Origin of the sequence: Sphingobacterium sp. WM, from assembly GCF_029542465.1 — a bacterium.
GTDB lineage: Bacteria > Bacteroidota > Bacteroidia > Sphingobacteriales > Sphingobacteriaceae > Sphingobacterium > Sphingobacterium cellulitidis.
The window spans coordinates 2,125,826-2,151,610 of the sequence record NZ_CP120709.1; the positions used below are offsets into that span (position 1 = coordinate 2,125,826).

Consider the following 25,785-nt stretch of genomic DNA (forward strand, 5'->3'; position numbering starts at 1 on the left):
ACAATGAAACAGCTCAAATTGTTGCAGCTATTTGTACTCTTGGTCATCATGACAAATTCGGCACTGGCACAAGAGATAATTCCGTTCCGATTAAACAATCATCATAATATCCTTGTAAAAGCTATAATAAATGAAGTTGATTCCGTAGAGTTGATGTTTCAAATCGCGATGCAAGAGGGCTCATTAGCACCAGACCGAAAAAATCCGGTTCAATCTGTGAAATTTGATAGCACTGAATTTCCAGAAGGATTAAGCAAAGTAAACCAGATAAAAGTGGCCAATACAATCATTGATAGCGTATGGATCTGGAACAATGAATATACAGGACCAGAAGCGGAAGGAAAAATTGGAACGCTGATGTTCCAAGGGAAAATCTTTAAAATCAATTATTCCCAATCTCAATTCGAATTGTATGATGAACTTCCATCACTGGAGGGATATCATAAAATTCCAGTAAAAACCAAAAACGGACAATTATTCCTGCAATTAACCAGCATGTTCGGAGATCAGCCTTCCACGGATGAATTCTTAATGCAATCCGGTTTTTCAGGTGCTATTTTATACAACAACCAACTCGCCGATACCCATCATTTGGCTCAGAAACTTCCAGTTTTGGAAGAAAAAACAATGACCAATTCAGCCGGACAGAAATTATCCAGTCTCATCTGTCTGATGCCTCAAATAAAAATTGATAGTTTCACCTTTAAAGAAGTCCCAGTCAGCCTTTTTACCGGAGAAATCAAGAATCAAAAAACAAATTATATCGGTGCAGATTTAATTCATCGATTTAATTGGATAATCGATATCCAAGGTGGATTTGCTTATATCCAGAGGAATGAAGCATTTTCGGATAAATACTATTTTCAAAAAATTAAATAAAAAAACGGTAGCTTGTTCATTCTGAATCGAAGATGAAGAATCTATTTTGGTAAATATTGGTAGGGGCGTATCGCATACGCCCTTTTATATTTTAATTCGCATACGCCCTTACACGTTTCATAGCCCCAGAGGGGCGACATGTCTGTTTTCTAAATCGCCTTTTTCTCACCCAATATCCAGCTAGGTTTTGATTCTTTGAGTTCGACGATTTTATTGGTATTTGCGTATTTCATGATATGAAGCGCAGCTTCATGGATATCATCGGTGAACAATAATAGATCCTGGTCTTCAGGGCTGATGGTTTTGGCTTCAATCATCATATCTACATGTTCTTTGATGTTTTTATGGTAATCCATTCCCATGATAACGATGGGGAATTGCGATATCTTCTTCGTTTGGATGAGGGTTAAGGTTTCAAAAAACTCATCTAAGGTTCCAAATCCACCCGGCATAATGACGAAGGCAAATGAATACTTGCGTAGCAATTCCTTTCGGACGAAGAAATATTCGATATTCACGAACTTATCCATATAGGGATTATGCTTCTGTTCATGTGGCAACACGATATTACAGCCAACAGAATTTCCATCGACATCTTTCGCACCACGGTTTGCGGCTTCCATAATTCCGGGACCACCACCAGTCATAATGGTAAATCCTTGTTCTGCAAGCTTCGCAGATAGCTCCCTTGCCTGAATATAATAGGGATGGTCTTCTCCAAATCGAGCCGAACCAAATACTGTGACACAGGGACCAACGAAATGTAAGGTCCGAAATCCCTTCATAAATTGAAATACTACGCCAAGTGCGTATTTCAACTCATTCCAACGTCCCCGAGCGCCTTTGAGAAAATTTATCTCCTCTCTTACAAATTTATTACTCATGTTCTAATGGACTGTTAATTAATTCATTCGCCTCATTGAGGATAAGTTTTTGTTTATCTTTAGCAACCTGAATTTTATCTAATATCTGAGGCGATTTCACTAAATCTTTTACTAAAATACATTGAAACTTCAATAACATCGCTTTATCCTGAGCTGTAATATTGGTTAAGCAGGTAACTGGATACTCTGCATTGCTATCTACTCTGGTTTTTAAACAGCTTCCCTTGGGATAATCCCAGGACAATAGGTTTACCTTATAATATTCACCAAATGTAACAGAATCAGAGGTTAGATAGGCATTGGTAACCAACCAGCCGTCAGTAAACTCATGATTCTTATTGAAGAAAGTATAGGATATCCCGGTGATATCTTCCTTTCGGGACTTAAAATACATAGGGGTGGTCACAGATATCTTCGCATCGGCATCATTTCTGAATTTACATTCAATGGCCAACATTTCATCTCCCTTAAGGGCAACGACATCAATCTCATGACTTACAGCATGACCTTGTACGGTTTGGCCAGTCACGGCTTCATAACCGTCTTCCTGAAATAAGCGTGCAATCCATTTCTCAAAATAGAAACCTTCAGGGCCCAATTCGCGAATTGCTCTCTTTAGGCTGTAACGAGCAGCATAGGAATTTTTCTTACCTCTTAGAGCATTAAATGCCATCTCATAGAGTTCCTTGGTGGAAATCCCATCATATAAAGAACCTTTAATGGAGGTATATACCAAATTTACTTCTTGTTCATTTGCTCCGGAACGGGTTAGGGAGCGTCGTAATGCTGTTTCATCAAAAGGCACCAGCTCACCTGAATATTTTTTTACGCGCATGTTTTTCTTTTCTGTATGAATTTACAAATATTAATGTCCTAAACACAAAATTTATACCCAAGTAGAAACATTTTAATATTTCAATCGTTATATTGTATAGGATTAAATTTCGAAAATTATGAGCGGTATTTTAAATTTTGCAATAGACAAGGTAAAAACTAAACTCGAGGAATCCTGCGAATATGGCAACGTAGGAACCTCAGAACGTATATTATCGGTAATTGCTGGTGGATTTATTGTTGGAATGGGCGCAAGAAAGCTTTTGAAGAACCCCATTACAGCATTTTCAGGAATCACATTAGGTGGTGCACTTATTCTTAGAGGTGTTACAGGAAGTTGCCCAATTAAGGAGGCAATTGAAGAAAAGAAACCTGAAGCAACAGTAATTGAACACAGATATTTTGTAAAATAAAAAACACAATTATTTTTACAGTCGGTTTCATTGAATAATGAAACCGATTTTTTTTAATCCATATTTATGAAAAAAATAGTCGTTTTTACTGGTGCTGGTATATCTGTTGAAAGTGGACTTCCGACCTTTAGAGGGTCGGACGGACTTTGGGAAGGTCATCGAATTGAAGATGTCGCAACACCTGAAGCTTGGCAACGTGACCCGGAATTGGTACAGAAATTTTATAATAAAAGAAGAGCAGATTGCCTCAGTGTGCAACCTAATCATGCACATTTGAAATTAGCTGAACTTGAGAAGGAATATGATATCACCATCATTACTCAAAATATAGATGATCTACATGAGCGTGCTGGAAGTAGTAAAGTCCTCCATTTACATGGGCAAATTCGAAAATCACAATCTTCAGTAAATCCTAATCTAATTTATGATATAGAGGGAGCTGACATCAAGACTGGTGATCAATGTGAATTGGGTTCTCAGCTACGGCCACATGTCGTTTGGTTTGGGGAGCAGGTGCCAAATATGAATGAAGCTTATAAATTAGCAAGACAAGCAGACGTCTTTATCACCATCGGAACTTCTTTACAAGTATACCCAGCAGCCAACCTGATTTATGAAACTAAACCTGATTGTAAATTGATTCTAATTGACCCCAATGCTGAGCAATACAATGTGCCACCGGTAGTTATTAAAATTACGGAAAAAGCGAGTAAAGGTGTTGATTATTTGGCGAATTTGCTTGCAAAATAAAATTTTGTACACACATATAATAACACTATTTATCAGATAGTTATATTTTTTATATATATTTATAGTTCAATTTAAACAATTTGTTTAGGGTATAAAAAAACCTCCAAAGCCAAATTTTATTTGGTTTTGGAGGTTTTGTATTTATAACTAATAAATAATCAGTATATTATAAATATCATGTATAGTAACTATTGATATTTATTATATGTTTCCAAAATTGAGGCTCTCATTTGGGAAAACAGGTCTAAAACCTTTTTCATAAATTCATCATCAAGCATTTCAAATACTCCATTGACTCCACCTACAACATCAGCCTCAGCTAATTTATAGGATTGCTCCAAACTTCCTTGCTCAAATTTGATGATGAACTTTTGGTTCATACCAAATATGCTAATCTTACAATCCGGATGTGGCAATTCTGCTAATACACGCATTTTATTATTTTTTTTTAATTGTTCAATTATGTACTGGCATAAATCATCCTGTTTCCACTTTTTGAATAAATGCCAAAAAAAAGTTCTGGTCAATAATGACCAGAACTTCAAAAATATAAATTATTACTATTCTAAACGACTCCTTGTGCTTTCATCGCTTCGGCTACCTTAATAAAGCCACCGATATTAGCACCTCGCAAGTAATTGATATAACCTGTAGGTTCTTTACCGAAACGCACACATGTTTTATGGATATTCTCCATGATTAATTTTAAACGATGATCAACTTTCTCAGGAGACCATTGTTGTCCAATGGCGTTTTGCGACATCTCTAAACCAGAAACAGCAACACCACCAGCATTGGCAGCTTTACCTGGTCCAAAATGAATCTTTGCTTGGTGATAAACTCGAATTGCTTCCGCCGTAGAAGGCATATTTGCACCCTCAGCCACTATTTTACAACCATTCTTCACTAATTTCTTAGCATCAGATTCGTTGATTTCATTCTGTGTCGCACATGGTAATGCAATATCACATTTAAATTGCCAAGGATTTTCTTTAGCATGATAACTTGCCGAAGGATATTTCTTTGCAAATTTTGCGATATCCCGACCTAATGTCGCGATATAAGCTAACTTCTCTAAGGTAAAACCATCTTTATCGTAGATCGTTCCCTGACTATTCGAAAGGGTAATTACTTTCGCTCCTAATTGTATTCCTTTTTCAGCAGCATAATAAGCCACATTTCCAGCTCCGGAAATACTTATTACTTTGCCTTCGATATTTTCATTATTATAATCCAATACACATTGAACAAAATAGAGGAGACCATAGCCAGTTGCTTCAGGACGGATATACGAACCACCCCATTGAGTGCCTTTACCAGTCAATACTCCTGAGAAATTATTTTGCAATCTTTTGTATTGTCCAAATAAATATCCCACTTCACGGGTTCCGACACCGATATCACCAGCTGGAACATCTGTTTCAGAACCAATATGACGTTGTAACTCAGTCATGAAACTTTGGCAGAAACGCATGATTTCATTGTCAGATTTACCTTTAGGATCGAAATCTGACCCACCTTTACCGCCACCAATTGGTAATCCTGTCAAGCTATTTTTGAAAACCTGCTCAAAAGCTAAGAATTTTAAGATACTCAAATTCACATCAGGAGCGAATCTTAATCCACCTTTATACGGACCAATTGCCGAGTTCATCTGAACACGATAGCCACGATTAACCTGAATTTGATTTTTATCATCTAACCATGCAACACGAAAGGAAACAATACGCTCAGGTTCTACCATTCGTTCCAGGATTTTTAAATCGATAAAATCTTGTCTGTTTTCAATGATGTAAGGAATTAAATCCTCAACAACTTCAGTTACCGCTTGTAAAAATTCAGGCTCATTTGGGTTACGCTGGCCTACTTGTTTAATGAAATTCTTAAAATTAAGGGACATTTATTAATAAATAATTATTTGATTCAACGCAATATTACCAAAAATATCATAAAAATGCCAATATTTTATGTTTTTAATTACAATAGAATTTTCCTTAATTTTATCTTATGAAAGAAGTTAAAGGGTTTGATACCCATCTATTGAAAAATGGTTTTCATAGAATCAATCTCCTAAACCAGTCCAGCCCATTGTTGTTTCTAAAATCCTTGAGTAAAGAATTAGATACCCCAATTTATATAAAACGTGATGATTTAACTGAGATTGGAACCGGAGGAAATAAACTACGGAAACTTGAATACCTGTTGGCTGAAGCCAAAAATCAAAATGCCAACCGAGTGATTACCATCGGTGCCCGCCAATCCAATCATGCTCGTCTAACCGCCATTACTGGAAAAATACTAGGATTTGAGGTTGATTTAATTCTCAAAAATTCCGTCCCATTGGATACGGAGAGTTATCAACTCAATGGAAACCTGGTATTGGATAATATTGTCGATGCTAATATCCATGAAATACCCAATGACGGAACCGCATCAAATTTCATCCTTAGCCTGACAAAACATTATGAAACAGAAGGGGATAGGGTTTATTTTATTCCTGTAGGAGGTTCCAATATTGTTGGTGGATTTGGATATGCACGTTCTGTCTATGAAATTGAAGAGCAGTCCCAAGCCTTAGGGGTTGATTTTCAACATATCGCGCTTGCAAGTGGCTCCGGAGGAACACATGCTGGCCTGATTGCTGGTTATGAAATTCTTGGCAAAAAAGCTTTTATCCAGGCGTATAATGTCCAACCCGATAGGGAACCTATTCTAGGTGAAACCAAAAAGATAACCGAAGGAATATTGGAAATATTCGGTATTTCTGCCAATCCAGATTATCATCTTAGCAATGATTATGTTGGGGAAGCCTATGGTATCCCGAACAAAGAAACCCTCGCGACGATCAAGCACTTGGCGAAATCGGAAGGCGTATTCCTTGATCCGGTTTACACGGGTAAGGCCTTCACAGGATTAATCAATGATATTAAATTAGGAAAGTACCCCAAAGGTGAACCCATTTTATTTATCCATACAGGTGGTGTTACAGGTTTGTTTGCGTATAGCAATTGGTTTTAATTCCCTATATTTAAAACTTCAACCTTAATTCACATTTTATTTAACCTATGCAACGTAAAGATTTTATTAAATCCTTAGGAATACTTGGAACTGCTGCTTTAACATCTCAAGCATTCGCTAATCCATTCGGTCTGTCTGCCGATCCCCTAAAAATCAAAAAAGGATTAGGCTATTGGATGATCAAGGAGGAACTTTCTGTTTTGGACAAATTCAAACTAGTAAAAGATCTAGGATTTGACGGAATTGAATTTAACAGTCCGCTTGATATTCCAATCAAGGAATTATTAGATGCTCGCGATAAAACCGGAGTTGAAATACCTAGTACAGTCAATAAAGACCATTGGGGAAAACCATTATCAGATCCTGATGCTGAAGTTCGAAGTTTTATCATCAAATCCATTGGTCAATCTTTAGAAGAAACCAAAAAGCTAGGTGGCGATACGGTTCTTGTTGTTCCAGGAGTCGTAAATGATAAGGTTTCTTATCAAACAGCTTATAACAATGCTTTGGGTTCTATCAAGAAACTGATTCCCTATGCAGAAAATACTGGGATCAAAATTGGTTTAGAAAACGTTTGGAATAATTTTATTCTAAGTCCAATTGAAGCCAAGGATTTTTTGGATAAAATAAATCATCCCTTGGTAGGTTGGTATTTTGATCTGGGCAATATATTGCGATATGGATGGCCAGATCATTGGTTAGAAGTTTTGGGTGATAAGGTCTTTAAATTGCACGTTAAGGAATACAGCACGAAAATCATGAATGATGGCGGGGTAGGAAAAGGCTTTAATGTGGAATTGACCAAAGGTGATGTCAACTGGGCTAAAGTCATGGAAACCATTAAAAAGATCAATTATAAAGGCGAATACATGACCTTGGAGGTGAATGGAGGGGATAGAACAGTTCTTCAGAAATTATCAGAACAATTGGATCAAATTATCCGTTCATAATCTTTTCAGAAATCCTAATCATGAAGGATTTATCATGATAACCACAGCTTCGTTGGCCCAACTGGCATGTTGGTAAAAGCTTTGAAGTTTTGTAAAATATTCACTTAAATACGCAAAGCTATGTTCGTCTTGCCAAATCCCAGGATATATCGCAAGTTCCAGCATAGCTTTCGAATTAAAATGAGTTCTCAACTGCTCTGATTTAAGCGTTTTTAATGCTTCATTAAGTACTTTTACGTCCTTGGGAACCAAGTATTTTACACGTTCTTCATAGGAATCTCCAATCTTATGTATGCTTGAGTTTCCAGATATTACCTCCGCAAAATTAAGACCGCTATCTTGTTGTTCCGATACCTTCTCCAATAAAAATTGGATTCCTGCCCAAGATTTATCAATATCCAACTGCGGCACTTCCCTAAATTCATTGGAAAAGAAATCTTCCAATAATAAATGATTATCCTGAATATAAGAATCTAATTTCTCTTGACTTACCCGACGAAGAGTACAGTACATCTCCATAATCTAAAGTTTATAATAAATATAAGCAAAAGGAATGAATCTAAGTGAATACCATTCTCGTCCATACTTGTCAATACCTATCTAAAAGAAATAATTATGCCATAATAAGACAATTCATCCTACACTATGTTAAAAATTGGCTTTTTATTTAAAATGTCTAGCGACGATTTTCAATTGAATAAAGAGTTCGATTCTTATAAGGGAGGAACTCAGAAATAATTTTGTGTTTCCAAGGATTTGGGTCTGAATTCCTTCGGATCATTGTCGGACCTTGTTCGAATTTTTCCGAACAAGGTCCGAAGAAGGTCCGGAGAAAGTCCGTAGAAAGTGAGGTAAAGCGCTGAGTCATAATTGAACTTTACTACAATTAAATACAGATGTCTTCTACGGATATAGGTTGTGTCTTGTACTGAAATAGGTTGACAAAAAGCGCAAGGTTTATTCAATAGATTTTACCAAAATAATTCTTTGTCTTTCTAAGTTTGTCGTCAACGATTTTCTACCTGTCAGAGCTTGTCAAGCAGCGGCGGATATTTAAAGAGTTAGGATTGCTCGAAAAGCACGAGCCGCATAGTAAGATTCCGCACCATTATGGTAGGTGAATACACGACCAAAACGGAAGTCACCAAAGATAGCACCGCCTTTTTCGCGAATTTCAGAAGGTGTTTCTAGCCAGCTAGAGGTTTTAGCATCAAATTGCCCCAATGATTGCAATGCAGCATATTCTTGTTCATTCAGGATTTTTACGCTCATATGCTTGGCAAGATTGATTGCTGAATCCTTAGGCTTATGTTCTTTTCTTGACTCTAGAGCCTCTTCATCATAACATAAACTACGCCTTCCTTTTGGGCTTTCTGGAGAACAATCTATAAAAATGATTTCGTCATTATCATAAATTGATACGACATCGGGTTCCCCCTCGGTAATCTCCATTTCATTGATGGACCATAATTTCTCCGGAGAAGCATCTAATTTGGATTTAACATCTGACCAGTTCAGGTTAGGATGCCTATGCATGTTCTTTTCAAATCTCTTTTGTAGGATTGCATAGAGTTCCTCCATGCGTTGTGGATCTAATGTGTGACTTGTTGGTTTCATTTTGGATTCAGTAAATAACAAAGTTAATTGTTCAAACAGGAAATTAATCGAGTTGTTTTGAAATTCATTGGATTTTAATGTTATTTATTAAAATAGTCAAAAGCGGCTTTGGATACTTTTGCAATAATGCTGGCACTTTGAGGTTCAGTTTCTTTGGAATCTGTTACATAGACTGAAATATAAAGCACTTGACCATTAGGCAGACTGATGACGCCTATATCATTGACTGCAGCTGTAATTCCGGTCATTTTATTCATTCCAGAATACCCGGTTTTATGAGCAACTGTTGTTCCTTTTGGCAATAGTCCTTTTATTCTATTCTTGCCGGTGCTTGTAGAACGCATGGTATCCCAAAGAAACTTATGTGAACTTTCTGAAAGCAGATTTTTGGTATTTGTATAATAGTCAAACAAGATTTTATTAGCCTGGCTAACCTTGGTCCAGTTTTGAAATTGAATATCCCAGTCTGCCTGTTGTACCGCTTCATTGGTTTTGATGGATTGTTCAGTATAACCCTTCTCTTCAAAATATTCCTGAACCTTATCTGGTCCAGCAAGCAATTCAAACATGGCATCACAACCGAGGTTGTCACTTTCAGCTATGGTATACCGCATAACTTCACTTAAAGGTAAGGTAACGCCATTAGGAAATTTATCCTTGATTGGGCTATATAAATCCGTATTCATCATTTCTTTACTGAATACAACAGGTTGGTCAAGTGATAATTTCCCTTTATCCACTTGGTCGAGAATTACTATGCCTAAATGAAATTTATAAGTACTCTGTAAAGGATACTTATGGTTCCCATTAATAATGAGGCTATCGCTAAAGTCATGATTATGGATAGCTATTCCAACCTTTGCATCATAGCTTTTTAAAATTTTATCGATTTGCTTTTTTAGTTCGGTGTGAGTTTGCGCTGAAGAAGGGCATGAAAAGCCAATAAAGAGGAAGATTAGGCAGTAAATTTGTTTTCTCATTTGGAATAATTGTATGTCTAAAATTTGAACGATAGGGAGTGGATATTATTGTTTTTCGGTAAAACTATAAAATTAAGAAAAGAAATAGATTTTTTACTCAAACGATTGCAACATCAAATACAGGGCAATTAAAGCCTTACGGATAAATAGGGCGTTTACGAGATAATAAAAATCATGTATTTTAGGAACTGTTCAAATCAATAATTATGAAAAAAACCTTATTAACCTTTTCCTTGGCATTAGTCCTGACTGCTGGTCTTCAAGCTCAGACAGCAGAAGAATTGCATCAGGTATACTCTGATTTAACAGTCTTTCAAGATGGATTAGCCTTGCAGCTTAAAAAAGGTATAAACAAGAAACAAATTGATCAAATCAAGAATGATGACATTCGTTTGTTGGCCAATGAGCTTAAAGCAGGAAAGAAAATCAATGAATATAAATATCATACCTATGAGGCTTTATTATCACCTCGCACCTTAGGACAGCAATTGAGTATTGGGGATGGTTATAGCAAATATGAGAATGTAACCGGTGTTTATCTTCCGGAAGGCAAGCATATCTTGATTGCAGATGGGATTGTGGAAGGAAAGGATATAAAATTGATAGTACCTAATTGGTTACGTAAAGCTCCAAATCCTGAGGAGCCAACCAAGGATCCAAAAGGCTGGGGAATAGAAAAAAAGGAGTTTGTCTTACGAAATGGGGTTAATATTATTGACCTTAAGGATTTCGGGAGCTTGGCCTATATCAGTTATTTCTCTGATAAACCAAAGGAAGAGAAACCAATTTCTGTTCACTTTATTTCAGGTCAAGCGAATGGTTATTTTGATATCAATAAACATTCAGATCAAGATTGGAATTCCTTTCTGGACCATGCTGTCTATCCAATCTTAGATGCAAAAGGAAAGCATATTCAAACGGCTTATCCTGTCGAAGACCTTAAGAAATTTGCTTATGGAAGAGGGAAGGAGCTGATCAGCAATTACGATTCATTGGTATATCGTCAACACCGATTGATGGGATTGATCAAGTATAATAAGGTTCCGGATAATAAGATTTTAGCTCGTGTAAACTATAACTATTATATGTTTAGAGATGGGGATGGAGTTGCTTATATGGGGGATAAACAAGGTTATGCGATGAAAATGGTATTGGATCCAAGTTCTGTAATCAATGGGGATCCATGTTGGGGATTTAGTCATGAGGTAGGTCATGTTCACCAAACAAGTCCAATGTTAAGTTGGGGTGGATTAGGTGAAGTAAGTAACAATATCTATTCCCTATATGTTATGCGTTCCTTTGGTAATGAATCTCGGATTCTAGATCAAGATAACTTCAGTAAAGCTAGGGCGAGCATTATTGATAAAAAGATTTCCTATCTACAAGATCCCGATGTTTTCAACCGATTGGTTCCATTTTGGCAATTACAGCTTTATTTTGAAGGAGCTGGAAACAATCCAGATTTTTACCCAGATTTATTTGAAACCTTAAGAAATCAAAACAGTAATAATAGTCCGAGTCGTCAAAGAATCCGTGAAAGATGGGGGAAAGAGGCAACTGTTGTGGAGAGAAATCCAGCAGTACATCAATTGAACTTCATCAAAACTGCTTGTCAGGTTTCGAAAACTGATTTAACTGAATTCTTTGACCAATATGGATTTTTCTATGTGGGTGAAATGAAATATGATGATTACGGGGATTATGAGTATAAGATGACTCAGGAGATGGTGGATGCTTGTAAATCAGCAATCAAAGCAATGAATCTTGCTAAGCCTAAGTTGGATATCAGTACCCTAACAGATAAGATTTAAAAAAGCCTGTTGAAAAACCTGAGCTAAGTATAGATAAAGGCGGACATTAAGTTCCGCCTTTTTTATGCAGTCATTTTATCCTTTAGGCATAACCTTATAAGTTGGATCTTCTTCAATATCCACTTCGATAAAACCTTTTGCATTATCCAATAATCGGACGCAATCTGGACTCAGATGTCTGAGGGTAACCTTTTTATGTTGTTCCTGGTATTTCTGAATTAGCTTCTTCAGGGTTTCAATGGCCGACATATCAACCACCCGAGATTCTTGAAAGTCGATAATAATATGTTCAGGATCTTCTTGGAAGTCAAATTTATCCATGAAATTACTCGTAGATCCAAAGAATAGGGGACCGTAAATTTCATAGATTTTGGCACCATTTTCTGCCACAGACTTCCTTGCACGAATTCTTTTGGCATTGTCCCAGGAGAACACCAATGCAGAGATAATGACACCCACTAATACTGCGAGGGCTAAATTATGGAGGATGACGGTTATTGCAGCGACCAAAATACCGACGATAACGTCGGATTTGGGCATTTTATTCAGCAATCTGAGAAATCCCCACTGAAAGGTAGAAATGGCCACCATCATCATGACACCTACCAAGGCTGCCATGGGGATTTGTTCGATCACATTTCCGCCAACTAGGACCACAAATAGTATCCCTAATGCACCGACCATGGCTGATATTTTAGTTCTTGCTCCAGCATTGATGTTCACGAGGGTTTGAGCGACCATAGCGCAACCACCCATGGCCGCAAAGAATCCATTAATGACATTTGCGGAACCTTGCGCGATTGCCTCTTGGTTAGAACTACCTTTGGTATTGGTGATCTCATCCACCATATTCAGGGTCAATAAGGATTCGATCAAACCAACTGCTGCCATAACAGATGCATAGGGAAAGATTATCTTTAAAGTTTCCAGATTGAATGGCACATTCGGGATATGCAAAGATGGAAATGAACCACTTACGGAGGCTATATCAATGACTTTTTTGGTATCAATCTTTAGAAAATAAACCAAAGCGAAGGTCAGCATAATAGCGACCAAGGAGGCCGGAACTGCTTTTGTTATTCGAGGAAAAGTTAATACGACGATTATGGTCAATAGCGTCAAAGCCGCCATGATAAGTAGGGGAGTTCCCGACATCCATACTTCGGCTCCATTTTGGATAAACTTAAATTGCTTGAGTTGAGCCATAAAAATAATGATGGCAAGTCCGTTTAGGAAGCCATACATCACGGGTTGGGGAATCAATCGGATAAACTTTCCTAATTTAAAGGCACCGACAAGAATTTGCATCAATCCCGCCAATGCCACGGCTGCAAAGAGGTATTCAACCCCATGAGAAGCGGCTAGGGCCATCAAAACAACGATAGTTGCGCCGGCACCACCGGATACCATGCCCGGTCTACCGCCAAGAATTGCAGTCACTATACCCATTAAAAAGGCGGCATACAATCCCGTTAAGGGGCTTAATCCAGCTAAAATGGCAAATGATAAAGATTCCGGAATCATGGTCATGGAGACCGTTAATCCAGCAAGTATTTCGTTTTTATAGTTTATCTTTTCCTTAGAGAGCAGATTGATGGCTTGAAGCTTCATTGATCTAATAATAGAAAAACAAAAATGAGAAATATAGTCGAAAATGATAGGGGTAATTCGGATACTATTCAGAATTATTTTCTAGTACTCCAATACACTTCAGTTTTTTGGTTGGCATAAAAACCTTCAAGGCGAGCATCATGAACAATTTTTTTAACCGTGGCATGGCTAGAACAAATATAGACCTGAAAGCTATCCCAATGGCAGGTGATCAATATTTTCCTGTCATAGGTATACAAGTTTCTGTTATGCTGAATTCCTATAACATCATTTATCAGATCATCAATCCAGACCAATTCCATACAATCCCCAAACTCAGTTCCCAAACAAATCCAATCATAACCTTGCCTTTTTATGGCTTTAAGGATAAAATTTATTTGAATTTCAGGGAAACAACCTTCTGAAGGGATAAACATCTGATTTTTATCCGTTATTTGGATTAATATATCCTCCCAGACACAGTTTCTTTTTTCTTCGACCAATCCCGTAATTGCAGTACGCAAGGCTACATCGATTTTAATAATGTTGTTAAATCCGGTCAACATCAAGATTTCATGCCAGGAAATAGGGCTGGTATTCTCAATAATTCGCTTTTTAAAATCATCGAGTAGATCTTCATTCCAAAATTCCTCCATTTTAAGGGTGGATGAATCGAGTAATTGAAGAAAGGGATTCAAGGAGAGAAATACCGAATCAAAGATACCTTCGTAGAAGGTCAATATAGGAATATCAACGGCCGGACCAATTGTACTTCTGTCCATATCGGGTAATTTTCTGATACTTTTCATGGGCTAAGCAGTTTGGTCAAATTGTATTTTCAAAACTAAGTTATTAAAATTCTTTTAGGTTATTTGGGATTTTATTGTTAAAATAAAGTATACATTGCTTTTATTATTAATAGATTTGAATCAATCAAAATTAAAATTTATGCCTTGGGATCCAGAAGTTTACAATCGCTATAAAGATATACGTTACAAGCCATTTTATGACTTATTAAGTTTAATAGAAGATGAAGTGGCCATGGAAGGCATTGATTTGGGATGTGGAACTGGAGAACAAACGGCCATTATCACAAATCGATTTAAGGATGCTAAAATTTTAGGAGTTGACAGTTCGGCAGAAATGTTGGAACAATCCAAAGGATATGAGAACAATAGGCTAAAATTTAAGTTGGAAGGAATTGAAACAGCCATGGATTCCGATCAAAAATGGGATCTTATTTTCAGTAATGCAGCACTTCAATGGATTGATGATCATGCCAGCTTGTTTCCAAAAATTATTCAAAGACTTAATCCTGGAGGTCAGTTGGCCATCCAAATGCCGGTACAAAATGAGAATATCTTAAATCAAATACTGTTAAATCAGGTTCAAGAAGAGCCTTTTGCAGGTCAGTTAAATCAATTTTCTAGGCTATCACCCGTATTGACCATGGATGAATATGCTCATATCTTATTTGATCAGGGTATTCAAGAAATTGAGATTTCCCAGAAGGTTTATCCTATCATAGCTGAAAATGTTGAGGAACTATATGATTTTATTTCTGGTTCCGCACTTATTCCATACCTGGAATTATTAAAGGATCAGGAGCAAGAAGGATTTGTGTCGGAATACAAGAAAAGAGTAGGGGAGCACTATTCAAAATTTCCAGCCATCTATGCATTTAAAAGAATTTTGATTTACGGAAGGATGAAAAAGTAGGCAGCAACTGCATTTTGATTGAAAGCTACTGATACTTTGAGGCTTAAGGAGTTAATTTTGGTTAAAAAAATATTTGGGATTACATATATTTACTAAATTAGTGCCAAATTATTCCATGGAATATTCCATTTCTTAAATTATGAAAGTAAAGAATTCAATTAAATTCTTCTTTTTGCTAAGTCTTTTTGCTCTTTCCTGTTCCAAGGAAAGCGAAACCAGCAAACGTATTGGTGATGATGAAGATCAATATTATATTTCGGAAATAGCTACGGTTAATACAGAGAACATTCGTCTTGATACAATTTGGGAAGATTTGGAGGATTATGAGCAGACTTTCGTTCCTGCAGTTAGCAAGGTAGATTTTGGGAAATTATTTACGAATGTAAAAGATAGTTTAGAAATCCAATTAGATCTTCCGCAACATTTAAACTTTAAGCATAAAGTAGAATTACCCTTAATCAAAATGGATAATTTCAATTGGTTCTCAACGCCAAAAGACTCTTTATCCATATCCCATGCCATTGTGGATACATCCTTTATTTCCAGCCAGCGTCCAGTCATTACGCAGTTTATCACGGGACATATCAATAAGATTAAGGTCAACCGCAAATATCAAAGAATCATTTTCTCAGGTGATTTAATCATGAATATGAAGCTTTCAAATGGTGGAAACCAATATATCCGTGGAAAATTTACAGCCTCAAAAATGGGAACGACGAAAAGTGATATTTATACTGAGTGATAATACTTTTTATATAGCTGAAATCAAATTTGCTCTAAACTTTTCTGTTGCCTTCATACAATACTCCCATACTGTTTGTTCATTTTCTAGAGAGTAATATTTATCATCGGGTTTTTCGAATTTCATTTTTTGGTTGAAAAATTGGCCAGAAACATTTTCAACTTCTTGAGAAGTAGCAAGGTAAATACTTGTTCTTGCACCAGTTTCTGGTTTAGGCATAAGTTTTAAGGCTACTTTAAAAATAAGATTTATGATAAAACCTTTATCTGCATCTTGTCCAAAATTAGTAGCTACAGCGCCAGGATGACATGCATTTACGGTAATATTATTGATTCCTTTTGCTTTTAATAGCCGAGCCAAATGTTTTGTTGTCCAAACTAAATAGAGTTTTGATAATCCATAAGCCCGATCAGTCTTATAATTTTTTTCAAGTTGAAAATCATTAAAATCTGGTTTTCCAGCACGTCTATGCATAGCTGAATAAAGATTGATGATCCTTGCAGATTGGCTTTTTTGAAGTGATTCCATTAGTAAATCTGTCAATAAGAATGGAGCTAATAAATTAAGCATCATCGTTTGTTCAAAACCATCTTTAGTGATGGTTCTATCTTTACCAAAGATGGCACCTGCATTATTAATCAATACATCTAAATGCTTGTATTTAATGATAAAAGCTTCTGCCATTTTTTTGATTTCAGCCATAGAAAGCAGGTCAGCAATTAGGAAGTCGACATTAGGATTTCCGGTTTGGTTTTGTATTTCTTGGCGAACTTTTTCAGCCTTTTCCAAATTCCGTCCGTGAATGATTACAGTATGTCCTTGTTTTGCAAGTTCGGTTGCTGTTATTTTTCCTATTCCATCTGTACTTCCTGTAATTAGTATGATTTTGCTTTCCATGATGCTTTTAATATTTATTAATCTTCGCTATTATTTTGTTGATACAAAAGTATATACTAGTTTTACATCTAACAAGTATAGACTATACCCTACACTATGTCAAAGTTTTGTTAAAATTTATTATTATGTTATTAATCAACGAATTATCAAACAAGATAGGGGTAAGCATCCATACTATTCGCTATTATGAGAATCTTGGTTTGATCCAAGGAATCAAGGATGAGACTGTAAAAACGAATAATTACAAACGGTATGACAACAATGTAATTGAGCGTTTGGAAATTATTTTAGAGGCTAAAGAAGTTGGATTTACGCTGGCAGAGATTCGGAAACTATTGGAAAGTTGGTATAATCCAAAATCTAATAGCCAAGAGCAAATTGAAATGTTTAAGTCCAAGGTTCAGGTAATTGATATAAAGGTCAAGCAATTAAAAAATATCAAGAAAAGATTACAGGAAGTTATTGAGAGTTTAGGAAGTGGTAATTGCTGAGATAAGTAATATATTCTTGGGTGACATAGTCATGAATATGATGCTTTCGATCGGAGAATTCCAATATATCCGCAGAAAATTTACAACCTCAAAAATGGGAATGACGAAAAGTGATGTTTATGTTGAGTGATTGATAATAATTTTTACATATAAAATCAATTTTGAAACAACCTATCTAATAACTCCTTATAACTTATGAGTAGAAAATAGTTCATTCAACAATTTAATGATAATTGTGGAAAACTATTAGTTTTTTACTAAATGAAGTAGCATTATCTTTATCTAAGAAGAGGTAATAAGATAATAAATTGGGATCCTCTTTTAGGACAGGCTGAGACCAAAAATCGATTTTTGTTGAAATCAACGTTTTTCTTATTATTACTGTTAAGAAGAATTTATTAGATAAAATGACATTTTGATCTCGTTCCTAAATAAAAATTATCAATTAGCTTGTTGGTTATTAATTGTTTTATTAAAAATAATAAAATTATGGCATTAAAACCAGGTCCAAAACGCATTGCTACCTCAACAGGTAAGCCAGATCAACGTCAGCGTGATAATAAAAACACACCAGGCAACACACCCTCTTTGAAACCTTCAAAAAGCTCAAAGAAATAATTTATGTGTAACAAAATATCTGGATATTAAAAGACTTAGTCATTTGGCTAAGTCTTTTTACTAAAATAAACTAATTTATGAAACAAATTCTACTCAATAATAAAAGCTCTGTTGCATATGATGATACTGAACCTAATGATGTAAAAGTATTTATTGATGGTAAAGAGCATGATTTTAAAGAAAGCAGTGAAAATAGAATTGATTATGCTGTTGCTACTAAAAGAAAAAAATATTCAAAAACTTTAAACCATCAATTTGAAAATCTTGTCTTGCTAACAGGTGCAGGATCTTCTATTGATTGGGGTGTAGATGGTAAAGTCGGTAAATCGATGGTTAATTTGTGGGATAATGTTAAAACTGAATTAGGAACCGATGTTTTTAATAAATTATTAGAGGTAATAAAATACAATGATTATTGGCCAGATGGTGAAATTGTAAAAAATTTAGAAAAAGTCTTATCTATGGCTACACCTGCAATACCTTATGTTGATAAAGCTATTATTGATTTAGTAGATTGTGTTAATAAGATTAAGGCTTTTATTAAAGATGCGTGCATGTTGGAAATGCCAAGTAATGCCCCTCATTCCATTTTGTTAAATAAAATGACAAAAAGAAAAGTTACGCTTCCAAGGTTCAAACTTTTTACATTGAATTATGATACAATGTTTGAACAAGCGGCAAGTAAGAATAATTTCACAGTAATAGATGGCTTTTCATTTGGAATTCCTAGAGTTTTTAGTGGGCGTAATTTCGATTTTGATATTGTAAGTAGAAATCAGAGTAGAGTTAAAGAAGAAGATAATTTTATAGAGAAGGTTTTCCATTTATATAAGTTACATGGTTCTGTAAATTGGGAGAAAATTGAAAACAAAATTTATCAACGAGAAGGAATTGAATCTCCTTTGATGATTTATCCACATCAATCAAAATACGAAAGTTCATATGAACAACCTTATTTTGAAATGATGTCTAGATTTCAGAATAGTTTAAGAAAAGAAAACGTATTCTTAATTACTATTGGATTTAGCTTTGGAGATAAACACATTGTAACATCTATTATTGAGGCTTTGGAACAGAATCCAAGTTTTCAACTAATGATAATTAATCTCAGTATTGATGAAAGCAATGAAAATTTAAAACCTTTCATTGAGGCGGCTAATGTATATTCTAATATTTCAATAGTCGCAGAAACTTTTGAAGATTTTTCAAATAATTATCCTGATTTACAAACTTATAATCACGATTCAAGTAAACAAATAATTATTAATCTACCAACTGCTCAATGATGAAAATTAATCCGTTCTTACACAGTCATTTTTTAGGTTATGTTAACCATGTATCACCTTCTTTTATAAAAATACATTTTCCTTCATCTATTTTAATGAAGTCATTTTTCCATAACTCTGAAGTACTAAAAGGAGGTTTAGTTGGAAATTATGTTGTAATTGAGGGGGAGGACAAAGGTTTTCTATGTAAGCTTTTGGAGGTGACTTTACCTGAAAAAGAAAGATTAGAATTGAGTGAGAAAACATTTTCAACTAAAGAATTTCACCCAACTGGCAGATTAGAAGTTCTATTATCCTTCGATTTATTTAATCCTTCAAATATAGAAAAAGGAGTAAATTCCTTGCCATTGATTGGATCAAAAGTTTTTATTTGTTCGTCAGAATTTTTATCGACTCATTTTAAAAAATTTGGTGTAAAAACAGAAGATTTAAAAACTGCACCTACCATCAAATTAGGTAATTTAATTTATGATAAGAACGTCCCTGTCCATCTATCTTTACAATCATTATTTGCTAGGCATTGTGCTGTTGTTGGTACTACTGGAGGTGGCAAAAGTTATACAATAAGTAAGTTTATAGAAGGTATTATAGATTCAAATTCTAGAGCAATTATAATTGACCCTACAGGTGAATATAGTGGTTTAGATACTAACCATAAAGTAGAGAGCACTAAACTTATTACAGATAGTTATTTTCCATATCAAAATCTCACAATAAATGATTTATTTGTCTTATTTAGACCATCAGGTCAAGTACAACAACCAATGCTGTTAGATGCAATAAAATCATTAAAATTAGCAAAATGTTTATTAACTGATCCGACATATAACCTAACTCCTAATGAAGAAGAAAACTATTTATTTAGTATAAAAGGTAAGAATGTACAAGTAACCAAAGGTTTGTTGGTAAAAAGTGAAAATGAAATTATCCCATTTAATAATGCAATTTTTAAATATAAAGAAATCATTGAGGATTTTTCTCAAAATGATTTTGATATAGCATTATTACATAAGCAGATTAGCAACGAATGCTATTTTACTAATGAATTTAAATGGAGTGGAAGAGATATAAGGAATTTTGGTAATGCTACAAGTTTAATTATTAGGATCAACAATATCATTTCAAATGAAAAATATACTGGTATGTTTGGGTTTAATAATCAAACTTCTGCCAATAATTTAATAACTCAAATAGAAAATTTTCTCATAAATCCTGACAAAAACATTTTAAGAATAAGTTTTGAAGATGTACCATATGATTTTCAAGCAAGAGAAATACTTGCAAATGCTTTGGGTAAGTACTTATTAAATAAGTCAAGAACACTAGTTTTTAGAGATAAACCATTAGTTTTATTTGTTGATGAAGCACATCAATTTTTGAATAAAAAAGTAAAAGATGAGTATTTTGAAAGTACCGAATTAAGCGCATTTGACAGTATTGCAAAAGAAAGCCGCAAATATGGATTATTTCTATGTTTGGCTACTCAGATGCCTAGAGACATACCTATAGGAACATTGAGTCAAATGGGAACGTTTGTAACACATCGACTCATCAATCTTTATGATAAAGAAGCGATTTCAAGTGCTTGTTCTACTGCAAATAAGGAAACTTTATCTTTTTTACCTTCATTGGGTTCAGGAGAAGCTATCATAATGGGGGTAGACTTTCCAATGCCTTTGTCTATAAAGATTGATCTGCCTTCAATTGAACCTTCATTTAATACACCTAAATTTTAATTAACGGTATGTAATGATTAAAAAGTTGGTGATTTTGAAAAGGTATTTAACAAATTGAAGAATTTGAAAATCTTGTTGATTTAGTAGACAAAAATTATAGAAATGACATCATATATTGTTTACCAGCCGAAATAGCGTGAAAGCAATATGACGACAATAATAAATTCAAAATTTTATTTACTATTATTTATTTCAGTTTTTTGAATCTAGCCGCATACAAGCGCAATAATATATTAGTCAAATAATTTATATTATGTTAAATAGTAATTACTGAATATACCCTTCCATTTAAGCAATCATAAAAAAGGTTGACTACATAGCCAACCTTCCTACCAATGGTTATATGAATAAAAATTTTATTGCTATTGAATAATTGCTGCAGCTACTGTAATATTAGTTCTAGGATCAATAATGATTGCTCTAGCATTTTCTGGAAAATCTTGTTGTTGGTCATACACAATTTCATCAGCAGATTTTATTAATACTCTGCCAATATCATTTAAACCGATGGCTTGGTCATATTGTGGTTCTTGCGTATGTACATCATATTTAAATAAAATCTCAGGGATTTTAATTTTACTAACCTTAGAATGAGTTTTTAGTAAATAAATTTGAGATAAGTCTAGTTCCTTATTTTCAAACCATGAGATATTCGCTTCAAAGGACTTCTCTGTTTTAGCTGGATGATTTGCACTTACAATAAAATCGCCTCTGGAAATATCAATTTCATCCGCTAAATGGATTATTACTGAAGATCCATTCTCTGCTTCATTTAATTGTTGATTATCAAATTCTATGGCCTTAATGGTTGATTTATAGCCGTTTGGTAAAACCAGCACCTCTTCTCCTACTTTCAGCCCCTCTCCTAACACACGTCCTGCATATCCTCTATAATCGTGTAAATCAGCACTTTGCGGGCGTACCACCCATTGTACCGGGAAACGCCAGCCTTTATTTGTAAGCTCCTCAAATTCAATATCTTCTAGGTAAGTTAGTAAGGATGCACCATGATACCAAGGCATTCTCTGGGATTTTTGAACGATATTATCACCTTTTAAAGCTGATACAGGAATAAAATCAACATCTTCCAAACCTAATTTATTGGCTAGGTTTAGGTAGTCCGTTTTGATGTTTTCAAAAACAGCCAGTTCGTAATCCAGCATATCCATTTTATTGACACATACCAATACCTTTTTGATTCCCAATATTTTGGCAATAAAAGAATGGCGTTTCGTCTGTTCAATAACTCCTTTTCTAGCATCGACCAGGATGATGATCAAATCTGAATTTGAGGCTCCAGTCACCATATTTCGGGTATATTGAATATGTCCGGGTGCATCAGCGATAATAAATTTCCTTTTTTCAGTTTGGAAATATTTATAGGCTACATCGATTGTAATTCCCTGTTCACGTTCAGCTTTTAATCCATCCGTCAGGATAGCCAAATCGATTGTACCATCGTCATTTTTACGGTTTGCTTTTTGAATAGCTTCCAATTGGTCATCCAGGATGGAATTGGTATCATATAAAAGACGGCCGATCAAGGTACTTTTACCATCATCTACAGATCCAGCCGTTAGAAATTTCAAAATATTCATCTAATATCCTCCACAATTAATTAAAAATAGCCTTGTTTTTTACGGTCTTCCATTGCTGCTTCAGAGACTTTGTCATCCAGACGAGCACCGCGTTCACTAACAGTTGATGCCTTGATTTCATTGATAATATCATCCAATTCAGTTGCTTCTGAATCTACAGCGGCAGTACAAGTCATATCTCCTACAGTTCTGAACCTAACTGATTTATGTTCTATAATATCATCTTGATCTATTTGAAGTGCAGGATCTGCGGCCATCCATTGCCCATTCCTAAATACGACATCTCTTTTATGGGAGAAATAGATGGATGGTAGTTCAATTTTTTCACGCTTGATATAATTCCATACATCCAGTTCCGTCCAATTGGAGATTGGGAATACCCGGACGTTCTCCCCTTTTTGAATCTTTCCATTAAAGATATTCCAAAGTTCAGGTCTTTGTCTTTTAGGATCCCATTGACCAAAATCATCCCTAACGGAGAAGATTCTTTCCTTAGCTCTTGCTTTTTCTTCATCCCTTCGGGCACCACCAATACAAGCATCAAAGCCATTTTTCTCGATGGTATCTAATAATGTAACTGTCTGAAGGGCATTCCTACTGGCATTTTTCCCCTTTTGTTCAACTACCTTTCCAGCATCGATACTTTCTTGGACATAACCTACGATTAGTTTTTCGCCAATTTGATCTACTAGCCAATCCCGGAATTGAATAGTTTCAGGAAAGTTATGCCCAGTATCAATATGTACCAATGGGAACGGGAATTTTCCAGGTCGGAAAGCTTTTTTTGCTAAATGGACCAGGGTGATGGAATCTTTACCACCGGAGAATAAAAGAGCGGGATTTTCGAATTGTCCAGCCACTTCTCTCAATATATAAATGGCTTCTGCCTCTAAATGATCTAAGTAATCCATTTTGTAAACTAATTATTTATGTGTCACATGTAAACCACACTCCTTCTTTGATTTATCCTCCCACCACCATCGGCCAGCGCGGAAGTCCTCACCTTCTTGTACAGCCCTTGTACAAGGTTGACAACCAATACTTACGAATCCTTTATCATGCAAGGGATTGTAGGGTACAAAATTGTCTTTCAAATATTTTTCTACGTCATTTAAGGACCAATTGTAAAGCGGGTGAATTTTAATGATTTGGTTCTGTTCATCCCATTCTACGAATTCCATTTGGTCTCTATTGATTGATTGCTCAGCTCTAATTCCAGTAATCCAAACTTGATAGCCATTAATTGCTCTTTTTAGAGGTTCAATTTTTCGGATATGGCAGCATTCTTTGCGGTCCTCCACTGAATTATAAAAACTTGACGGGCCTTTCGTTTCAAGAAGCTGTTCCACAGCTTGAGTTTGGGGATAAAAAGCTTTGATATTTAAGTTATATAGGTCTAGGGTTCTGTTCCATACATAATATGTTTCCGGGAAAAGACGGCCAGTATCCAGAGTGAAAATGTTGATTTTAGCATTTTCAAGTGCGAGGAAATGCGTTAAAACTTGATCTTCAATTCCAAAGGATGTAGAGAATACAGCCTTTTCAGCGAAATTCTGGTCTATATATTGAATAATAGACCGGGCATCAGCCTCATTTAAGTCGGATTTAATTTGCTCGATCGTATTCATTTTGTTTAATTAACTGTTCGGTATGTGCATTAAGCACGTTTATTTTCTCTTTCAGGTCACCTGCTAGTTGATTTCTCAGGTCGGACATGAGATTTAGGGTTTCATCGATTTCCTCTGGTAGCAACTCATTCAAAAATTCCTTGATTCGTTTTGCGATGGTTGGAGATTTTCCATTTGTAGAAATCCCGATTTTTAGATTGCCTTTTTGTACGACGGATCCCAGATAGAAATCACATAGCGAAGGTTTATCAGCCACATTTAATAAAATATGGTGATTAGCACATAATTCGCGGACCTGATTATTTAATTTGGGATTATTTGTTGCCAATATGACAAGTTGTTTTCCAAAGAGATCAACTGCTGAAAAAGCGCGATGATGTAACTCAATATTAGGGTTATCTTGAATAAAGAGATAGAACTCTTCAGATACCTCCAATGCTACTACTTTCACTTTAGCTTGTGGCGAATTACTAATCAAGGCTTGAATTTTTTCCAATCCAACCGGTCCAGCACCTACCAATAAGGTTTCAATCTGATCTAATTTGACATATATTGGAAAAAGTGTATTCATTAAGCTTCAATAAATTGCAGTTGTTGTTTAACATTTTCAAACTCCAGGTGCTTGGCGACTACCTCACCCAAAATAATAATTGCAGGGACCCCAATTGCAGAAGCCTCAGCCTGTTCCAGAATATTATCAACCCTTCCCAATACGATTTTCTCATTCGGAAGCGATCCATTTTGGATTAGCGCAATAGGTAAATCCGCTTTATTATTATTCTTATATAATTCAATGATTTCCTTAAGTTTAGCAAATCCCATAAGAACAACTACTGTAGCATTAGTATGGACTGCTTTATATAAATCTTCAGAAAGATATCCGGCTTTGGTTGCACCGGTGATTACCCAGAAAGATTCAGCGATTCCGCGATAAGTCAATGGGATCTGTTGTAATCCTGTTAAACTAATGGATGAAGACAAACCTGGTACAACAGCTGTAGGGATATCAAATTGACGAACAAAATCAATTTCTTCACCACCACGGCCAAAGACAAAAGGATCACCACCTTTCAATCTAACCACATGTCCATGAGTCAATGCATAATCCACCAGCAGTTGATTAATCTGATCTTGAGAAGTTGATAGTTGTTCGGCTCTTTTGCCTACATATATTTTAGTACAATGTTCAGAAGCTAATTCTAATAATTCTTCATTCACCAATGCGTCATACAGGATGACGTCAGCTTTTTGTATGGCTTTGATTCCTTTCAGGGTAATCAAATCGGGGTCGCCTGGACCTGCGCCAACTAAAGTTACAAATGGTTTAATTTCCTTCATTTTCTC

Annotated in this window: 27 protein-coding genes; 12 read left to right on the forward strand and 15 right to left on the reverse strand. The window is 35.4% G+C overall.

What is annotated here, in order from left to right; translation table 11 throughout:
* Positions 1-3 precede the first annotated feature (3 nt).
* On the forward strand, positions 4-879 hold the full coding sequence (locus PZ892_RS09140) for a hypothetical protein (protein ID WP_277712882.1): 876 nt from the start codon (positions 4-6) through the stop codon (positions 877-879).
* Between the two features lie 149 nt (positions 880-1,028).
* Here the strand turns inward: PZ892_RS09140 and PZ892_RS09145 are convergent, their stop codons facing one another.
* Together PZ892_RS09145 and PZ892_RS09150 are read right to left on the reverse strand one after the other, a co-directional pair.
* Positions 1,029-1,763, reverse strand: coding sequence for a TIGR00730 family Rossman fold protein (locus PZ892_RS09145; RefSeq protein ID WP_277712884.1), 735 nt, complete (start codon positions 1,761-1,763; stop codon positions 1,029-1,031).
* Entirely contained in the window at positions 1,756-2,598 is an 843-nt protein-coding gene (locus PZ892_RS09150) for an ATP cone domain-containing protein (RefSeq protein WP_277712886.1), read from the reverse strand. Before PZ892_RS09150 ends, PZ892_RS09145 begins: the two co-directional genes overlap by 8 nt.
* A 118-nt stretch (positions 2,599-2,716) precedes the next feature.
* Between PZ892_RS09150 and PZ892_RS09155 the strand changes: the two genes are divergently transcribed.
* Both PZ892_RS09155 and PZ892_RS09160 read left to right on the forward strand, forming a co-directional pair.
* Positions 2,717-3,010, forward strand: a complete 294-nt coding sequence (locus PZ892_RS09155) for a DUF2892 domain-containing protein (protein ID WP_094256439.1) — start codon at positions 2,717-2,719, stop codon at positions 3,008-3,010.
* A 66-nt stretch (positions 3,011-3,076) separates the two neighbouring features.
* Positions 3,077-3,760, forward strand: coding sequence for an NAD-dependent deacylase (locus tag PZ892_RS09160; protein ID WP_277712888.1), 684 nt, complete (start codon positions 3,077-3,079; stop codon positions 3,758-3,760).
* Positions 3,761-3,948: 188 nt separating this feature from the next.
* Here PZ892_RS09160 and PZ892_RS09165 read toward each other — a convergent pair whose 3' ends face one another.
* Positions 3,949-4,194 (reverse strand): hypothetical protein, encoded by a 246-nt coding sequence (locus PZ892_RS09165; protein WP_094256441.1) that lies wholly within the window; start codon positions 4,192-4,194, stop codon positions 3,949-3,951.
* 131 nt (positions 4,195-4,325) lie between these two features.
* Positions 4,326-5,660, reverse strand: coding sequence for an NADP-specific glutamate dehydrogenase (gene gdhA / locus PZ892_RS09170; RefSeq protein WP_277712889.1), 1,335 nt, complete (start codon positions 5,658-5,660; stop codon positions 4,326-4,328).
* Between the two features lie 107 nt (positions 5,661-5,767).
* On the opposite strand from gdhA, the gene PZ892_RS09175 reads away from it, so the two are divergent.
* A complete protein-coding gene (locus PZ892_RS09175) occupies positions 5,768-6,778 on the forward strand; it encodes a D-cysteine desulfhydrase family protein (protein ID WP_277712891.1) in 1,011 nt (336 codons plus the stop codon).
* Between the two features lie 47 nt (positions 6,779-6,825).
* Positions 6,826-7,728 (forward strand): sugar phosphate isomerase/epimerase family protein, encoded by a 903-nt coding sequence (locus tag PZ892_RS09180; protein ID WP_277712893.1) that lies wholly within the window; start codon positions 6,826-6,828, stop codon positions 7,726-7,728.
* Between the two features lie 18 nt (positions 7,729-7,746).
* On the opposite strand, the gene PZ892_RS09185 is transcribed toward PZ892_RS09180, so the two are convergent.
* From PZ892_RS09185 to bla, 3 genes are all read right to left on the reverse strand, one after another.
* On the reverse strand, positions 7,747-8,247 hold the full coding sequence (locus PZ892_RS09185; protein WP_277712895.1) for a YfbM family protein: 501 nt from the start codon (positions 8,245-8,247) through the stop codon (positions 7,747-7,749).
* 534 nt (positions 8,248-8,781) lie between these two features.
* Positions 8,782-9,345: a DUF4256 domain-containing protein gene (locus PZ892_RS09190; protein ID WP_277712896.1), complete on the reverse strand. Its 564-nt coding sequence runs from the start codon at positions 9,343-9,345 to the stop codon at positions 8,782-8,784.
* Positions 9,346-9,425: 80 nt separating this feature from the next.
* Positions 9,426-10,325 carry a class A beta-lactamase gene (bla, locus tag PZ892_RS09195; protein ID WP_277712897.1) on the reverse strand — a complete coding sequence of 300 codons (900 nt, stop codon included), beginning with the start codon at positions 10,323-10,325 and terminating at the stop codon, positions 9,426-9,428.
* Between the two features lie 206 nt (positions 10,326-10,531).
* On the opposite strand from bla, the gene PZ892_RS09200 reads away from it, so the two are divergent.
* Positions 10,532-12,136, forward strand: a complete 1,605-nt coding sequence (locus PZ892_RS09200; RefSeq protein WP_277712898.1) for a M60 family metallopeptidase — start codon at positions 10,532-10,534, stop codon at positions 12,134-12,136.
* A gap of 75 nt (positions 12,137-12,211) precedes the next feature.
* On the opposite strand, the gene PZ892_RS09205 is transcribed toward PZ892_RS09200, so the two are convergent.
* Both PZ892_RS09205 and PZ892_RS09210 read right to left on the reverse strand, forming a co-directional pair.
* Positions 12,212-13,747, reverse strand: a complete 1,536-nt coding sequence (locus PZ892_RS09205) for a SulP family inorganic anion transporter (protein WP_277712900.1) — start codon at positions 13,745-13,747, stop codon at positions 12,212-12,214.
* A 74-nt stretch (positions 13,748-13,821) separates the two neighbouring features.
* Positions 13,822-14,535, reverse strand: coding sequence for a DUF2711 family protein (locus PZ892_RS09210; protein ID WP_182498606.1), 714 nt, complete (start codon positions 14,533-14,535; stop codon positions 13,822-13,824).
* A 139-nt stretch (positions 14,536-14,674) separates the two neighbouring features.
* On the opposite strand from PZ892_RS09210, the gene PZ892_RS09215 reads away from it, so the two are divergent.
* Positions 14,675-15,445 carry a methyltransferase domain-containing protein gene (locus PZ892_RS09215; protein ID WP_277712902.1) on the forward strand — a complete coding sequence of 257 codons (771 nt, stop codon included), beginning with the start codon at positions 14,675-14,677 and terminating at the stop codon, positions 15,443-15,445.
* 139 nt (positions 15,446-15,584) lie between these two features.
* Positions 15,585-16,187, forward strand: a complete 603-nt coding sequence (locus tag PZ892_RS09220) for a hypothetical protein (RefSeq protein ID WP_277712903.1) — start codon at positions 15,585-15,587, stop codon at positions 16,185-16,187.
* A gap of 9 nt (positions 16,188-16,196) precedes the next feature.
* Here the strand turns inward: PZ892_RS09220 and PZ892_RS09225 are convergent, their stop codons facing one another.
* Positions 16,197-17,084, reverse strand: coding sequence for an SDR family NAD(P)-dependent oxidoreductase (locus PZ892_RS09225; protein ID WP_277712904.1), 888 nt, complete (start codon positions 17,082-17,084; stop codon positions 16,197-16,199).
* A gap of 125 nt (positions 17,085-17,209) precedes the next feature.
* On the opposite strand from PZ892_RS09225, the gene PZ892_RS09230 reads away from it, so the two are divergent.
* The 4 genes from PZ892_RS09230 (at position 17,210) to PZ892_RS09245 (ending at position 21,215) form a co-directional block, all read left to right on the forward strand.
* The gene (locus PZ892_RS09230) at positions 17,210-17,575 is read left to right on the forward strand and encodes a MerR family transcriptional regulator (RefSeq protein ID WP_277712905.1); all 366 of its coding nucleotides are present in this window, start codon (positions 17,210-17,212) and stop codon (positions 17,573-17,575) included.
* 489 nt (positions 17,576-18,064) lie between these two features.
* The gene (locus tag PZ892_RS09235; RefSeq protein ID WP_277712906.1) at positions 18,065-18,193 is read left to right on the forward strand and encodes a hypothetical protein; all 129 of its coding nucleotides are present in this window, start codon (positions 18,065-18,067) and stop codon (positions 18,191-18,193) included.
* A gap of 77 nt (positions 18,194-18,270) precedes the next feature.
* Positions 18,271-19,479, forward strand: a complete 1,209-nt coding sequence (locus PZ892_RS09240) for an SIR2 family protein (RefSeq protein ID WP_277712907.1) — start codon at positions 18,271-18,273, stop codon at positions 19,477-19,479.
* Positions 19,476-21,215 carry an ATP-binding protein gene (locus PZ892_RS09245; protein ID WP_277712908.1) on the forward strand — a complete coding sequence of 580 codons (1,740 nt, stop codon included), beginning with the start codon at positions 19,476-19,478 and terminating at the stop codon, positions 21,213-21,215. Before PZ892_RS09240 ends, PZ892_RS09245 begins: the two co-directional genes overlap by 4 nt.
* Positions 21,216-21,577: 362 nt before the next feature.
* On the opposite strand, the gene PZ892_RS09250 is transcribed toward PZ892_RS09245, so the two are convergent.
* The 5 genes from PZ892_RS09250 to cobA are packed head-to-tail and all read right to left on the reverse strand — an operon-like array spanning position 21,578 to position 25,779.
* On the reverse strand, positions 21,578-22,813 hold the full coding sequence (locus PZ892_RS09250) for a GTP-binding protein (RefSeq protein WP_277712909.1): 1,236 nt from the start codon (positions 22,811-22,813) through the stop codon (positions 21,578-21,580).
* A 20-nt stretch (positions 22,814-22,833) separates the two neighbouring features.
* Positions 22,834-23,724 (reverse strand): sulfate adenylyltransferase subunit CysD, encoded by an 891-nt coding sequence (gene cysD / locus PZ892_RS09255; RefSeq protein WP_182498599.1) that lies wholly within the window; start codon positions 23,722-23,724, stop codon positions 22,834-22,836.
* Positions 23,725-23,736: 12 nt separating this feature from the next.
* Complete coding sequence (locus tag PZ892_RS09260) at positions 23,737-24,441, reverse strand: phosphoadenylyl-sulfate reductase (protein ID WP_277712910.1); 705 nt, start codon at positions 24,439-24,441, stop codon at positions 23,737-23,739.
* Positions 24,419-25,012: a bifunctional precorrin-2 dehydrogenase/sirohydrochlorin ferrochelatase gene (locus PZ892_RS09265; protein ID WP_277712911.1), complete on the reverse strand. Its 594-nt coding sequence runs from the start codon at positions 25,010-25,012 to the stop codon at positions 24,419-24,421. Before PZ892_RS09265 ends, PZ892_RS09260 begins: the two co-directional genes overlap by 23 nt.
* A complete protein-coding gene (cobA, locus tag PZ892_RS09270) occupies positions 25,012-25,779 on the reverse strand; it encodes a uroporphyrinogen-III C-methyltransferase (protein ID WP_182498596.1) in 768 nt (255 codons plus the stop codon). The genes PZ892_RS09265 and cobA overlap by 1 nt, the downstream gene beginning before the upstream one ends.
* Positions 25,780-25,785 lie beyond the last annotated feature (6 nt).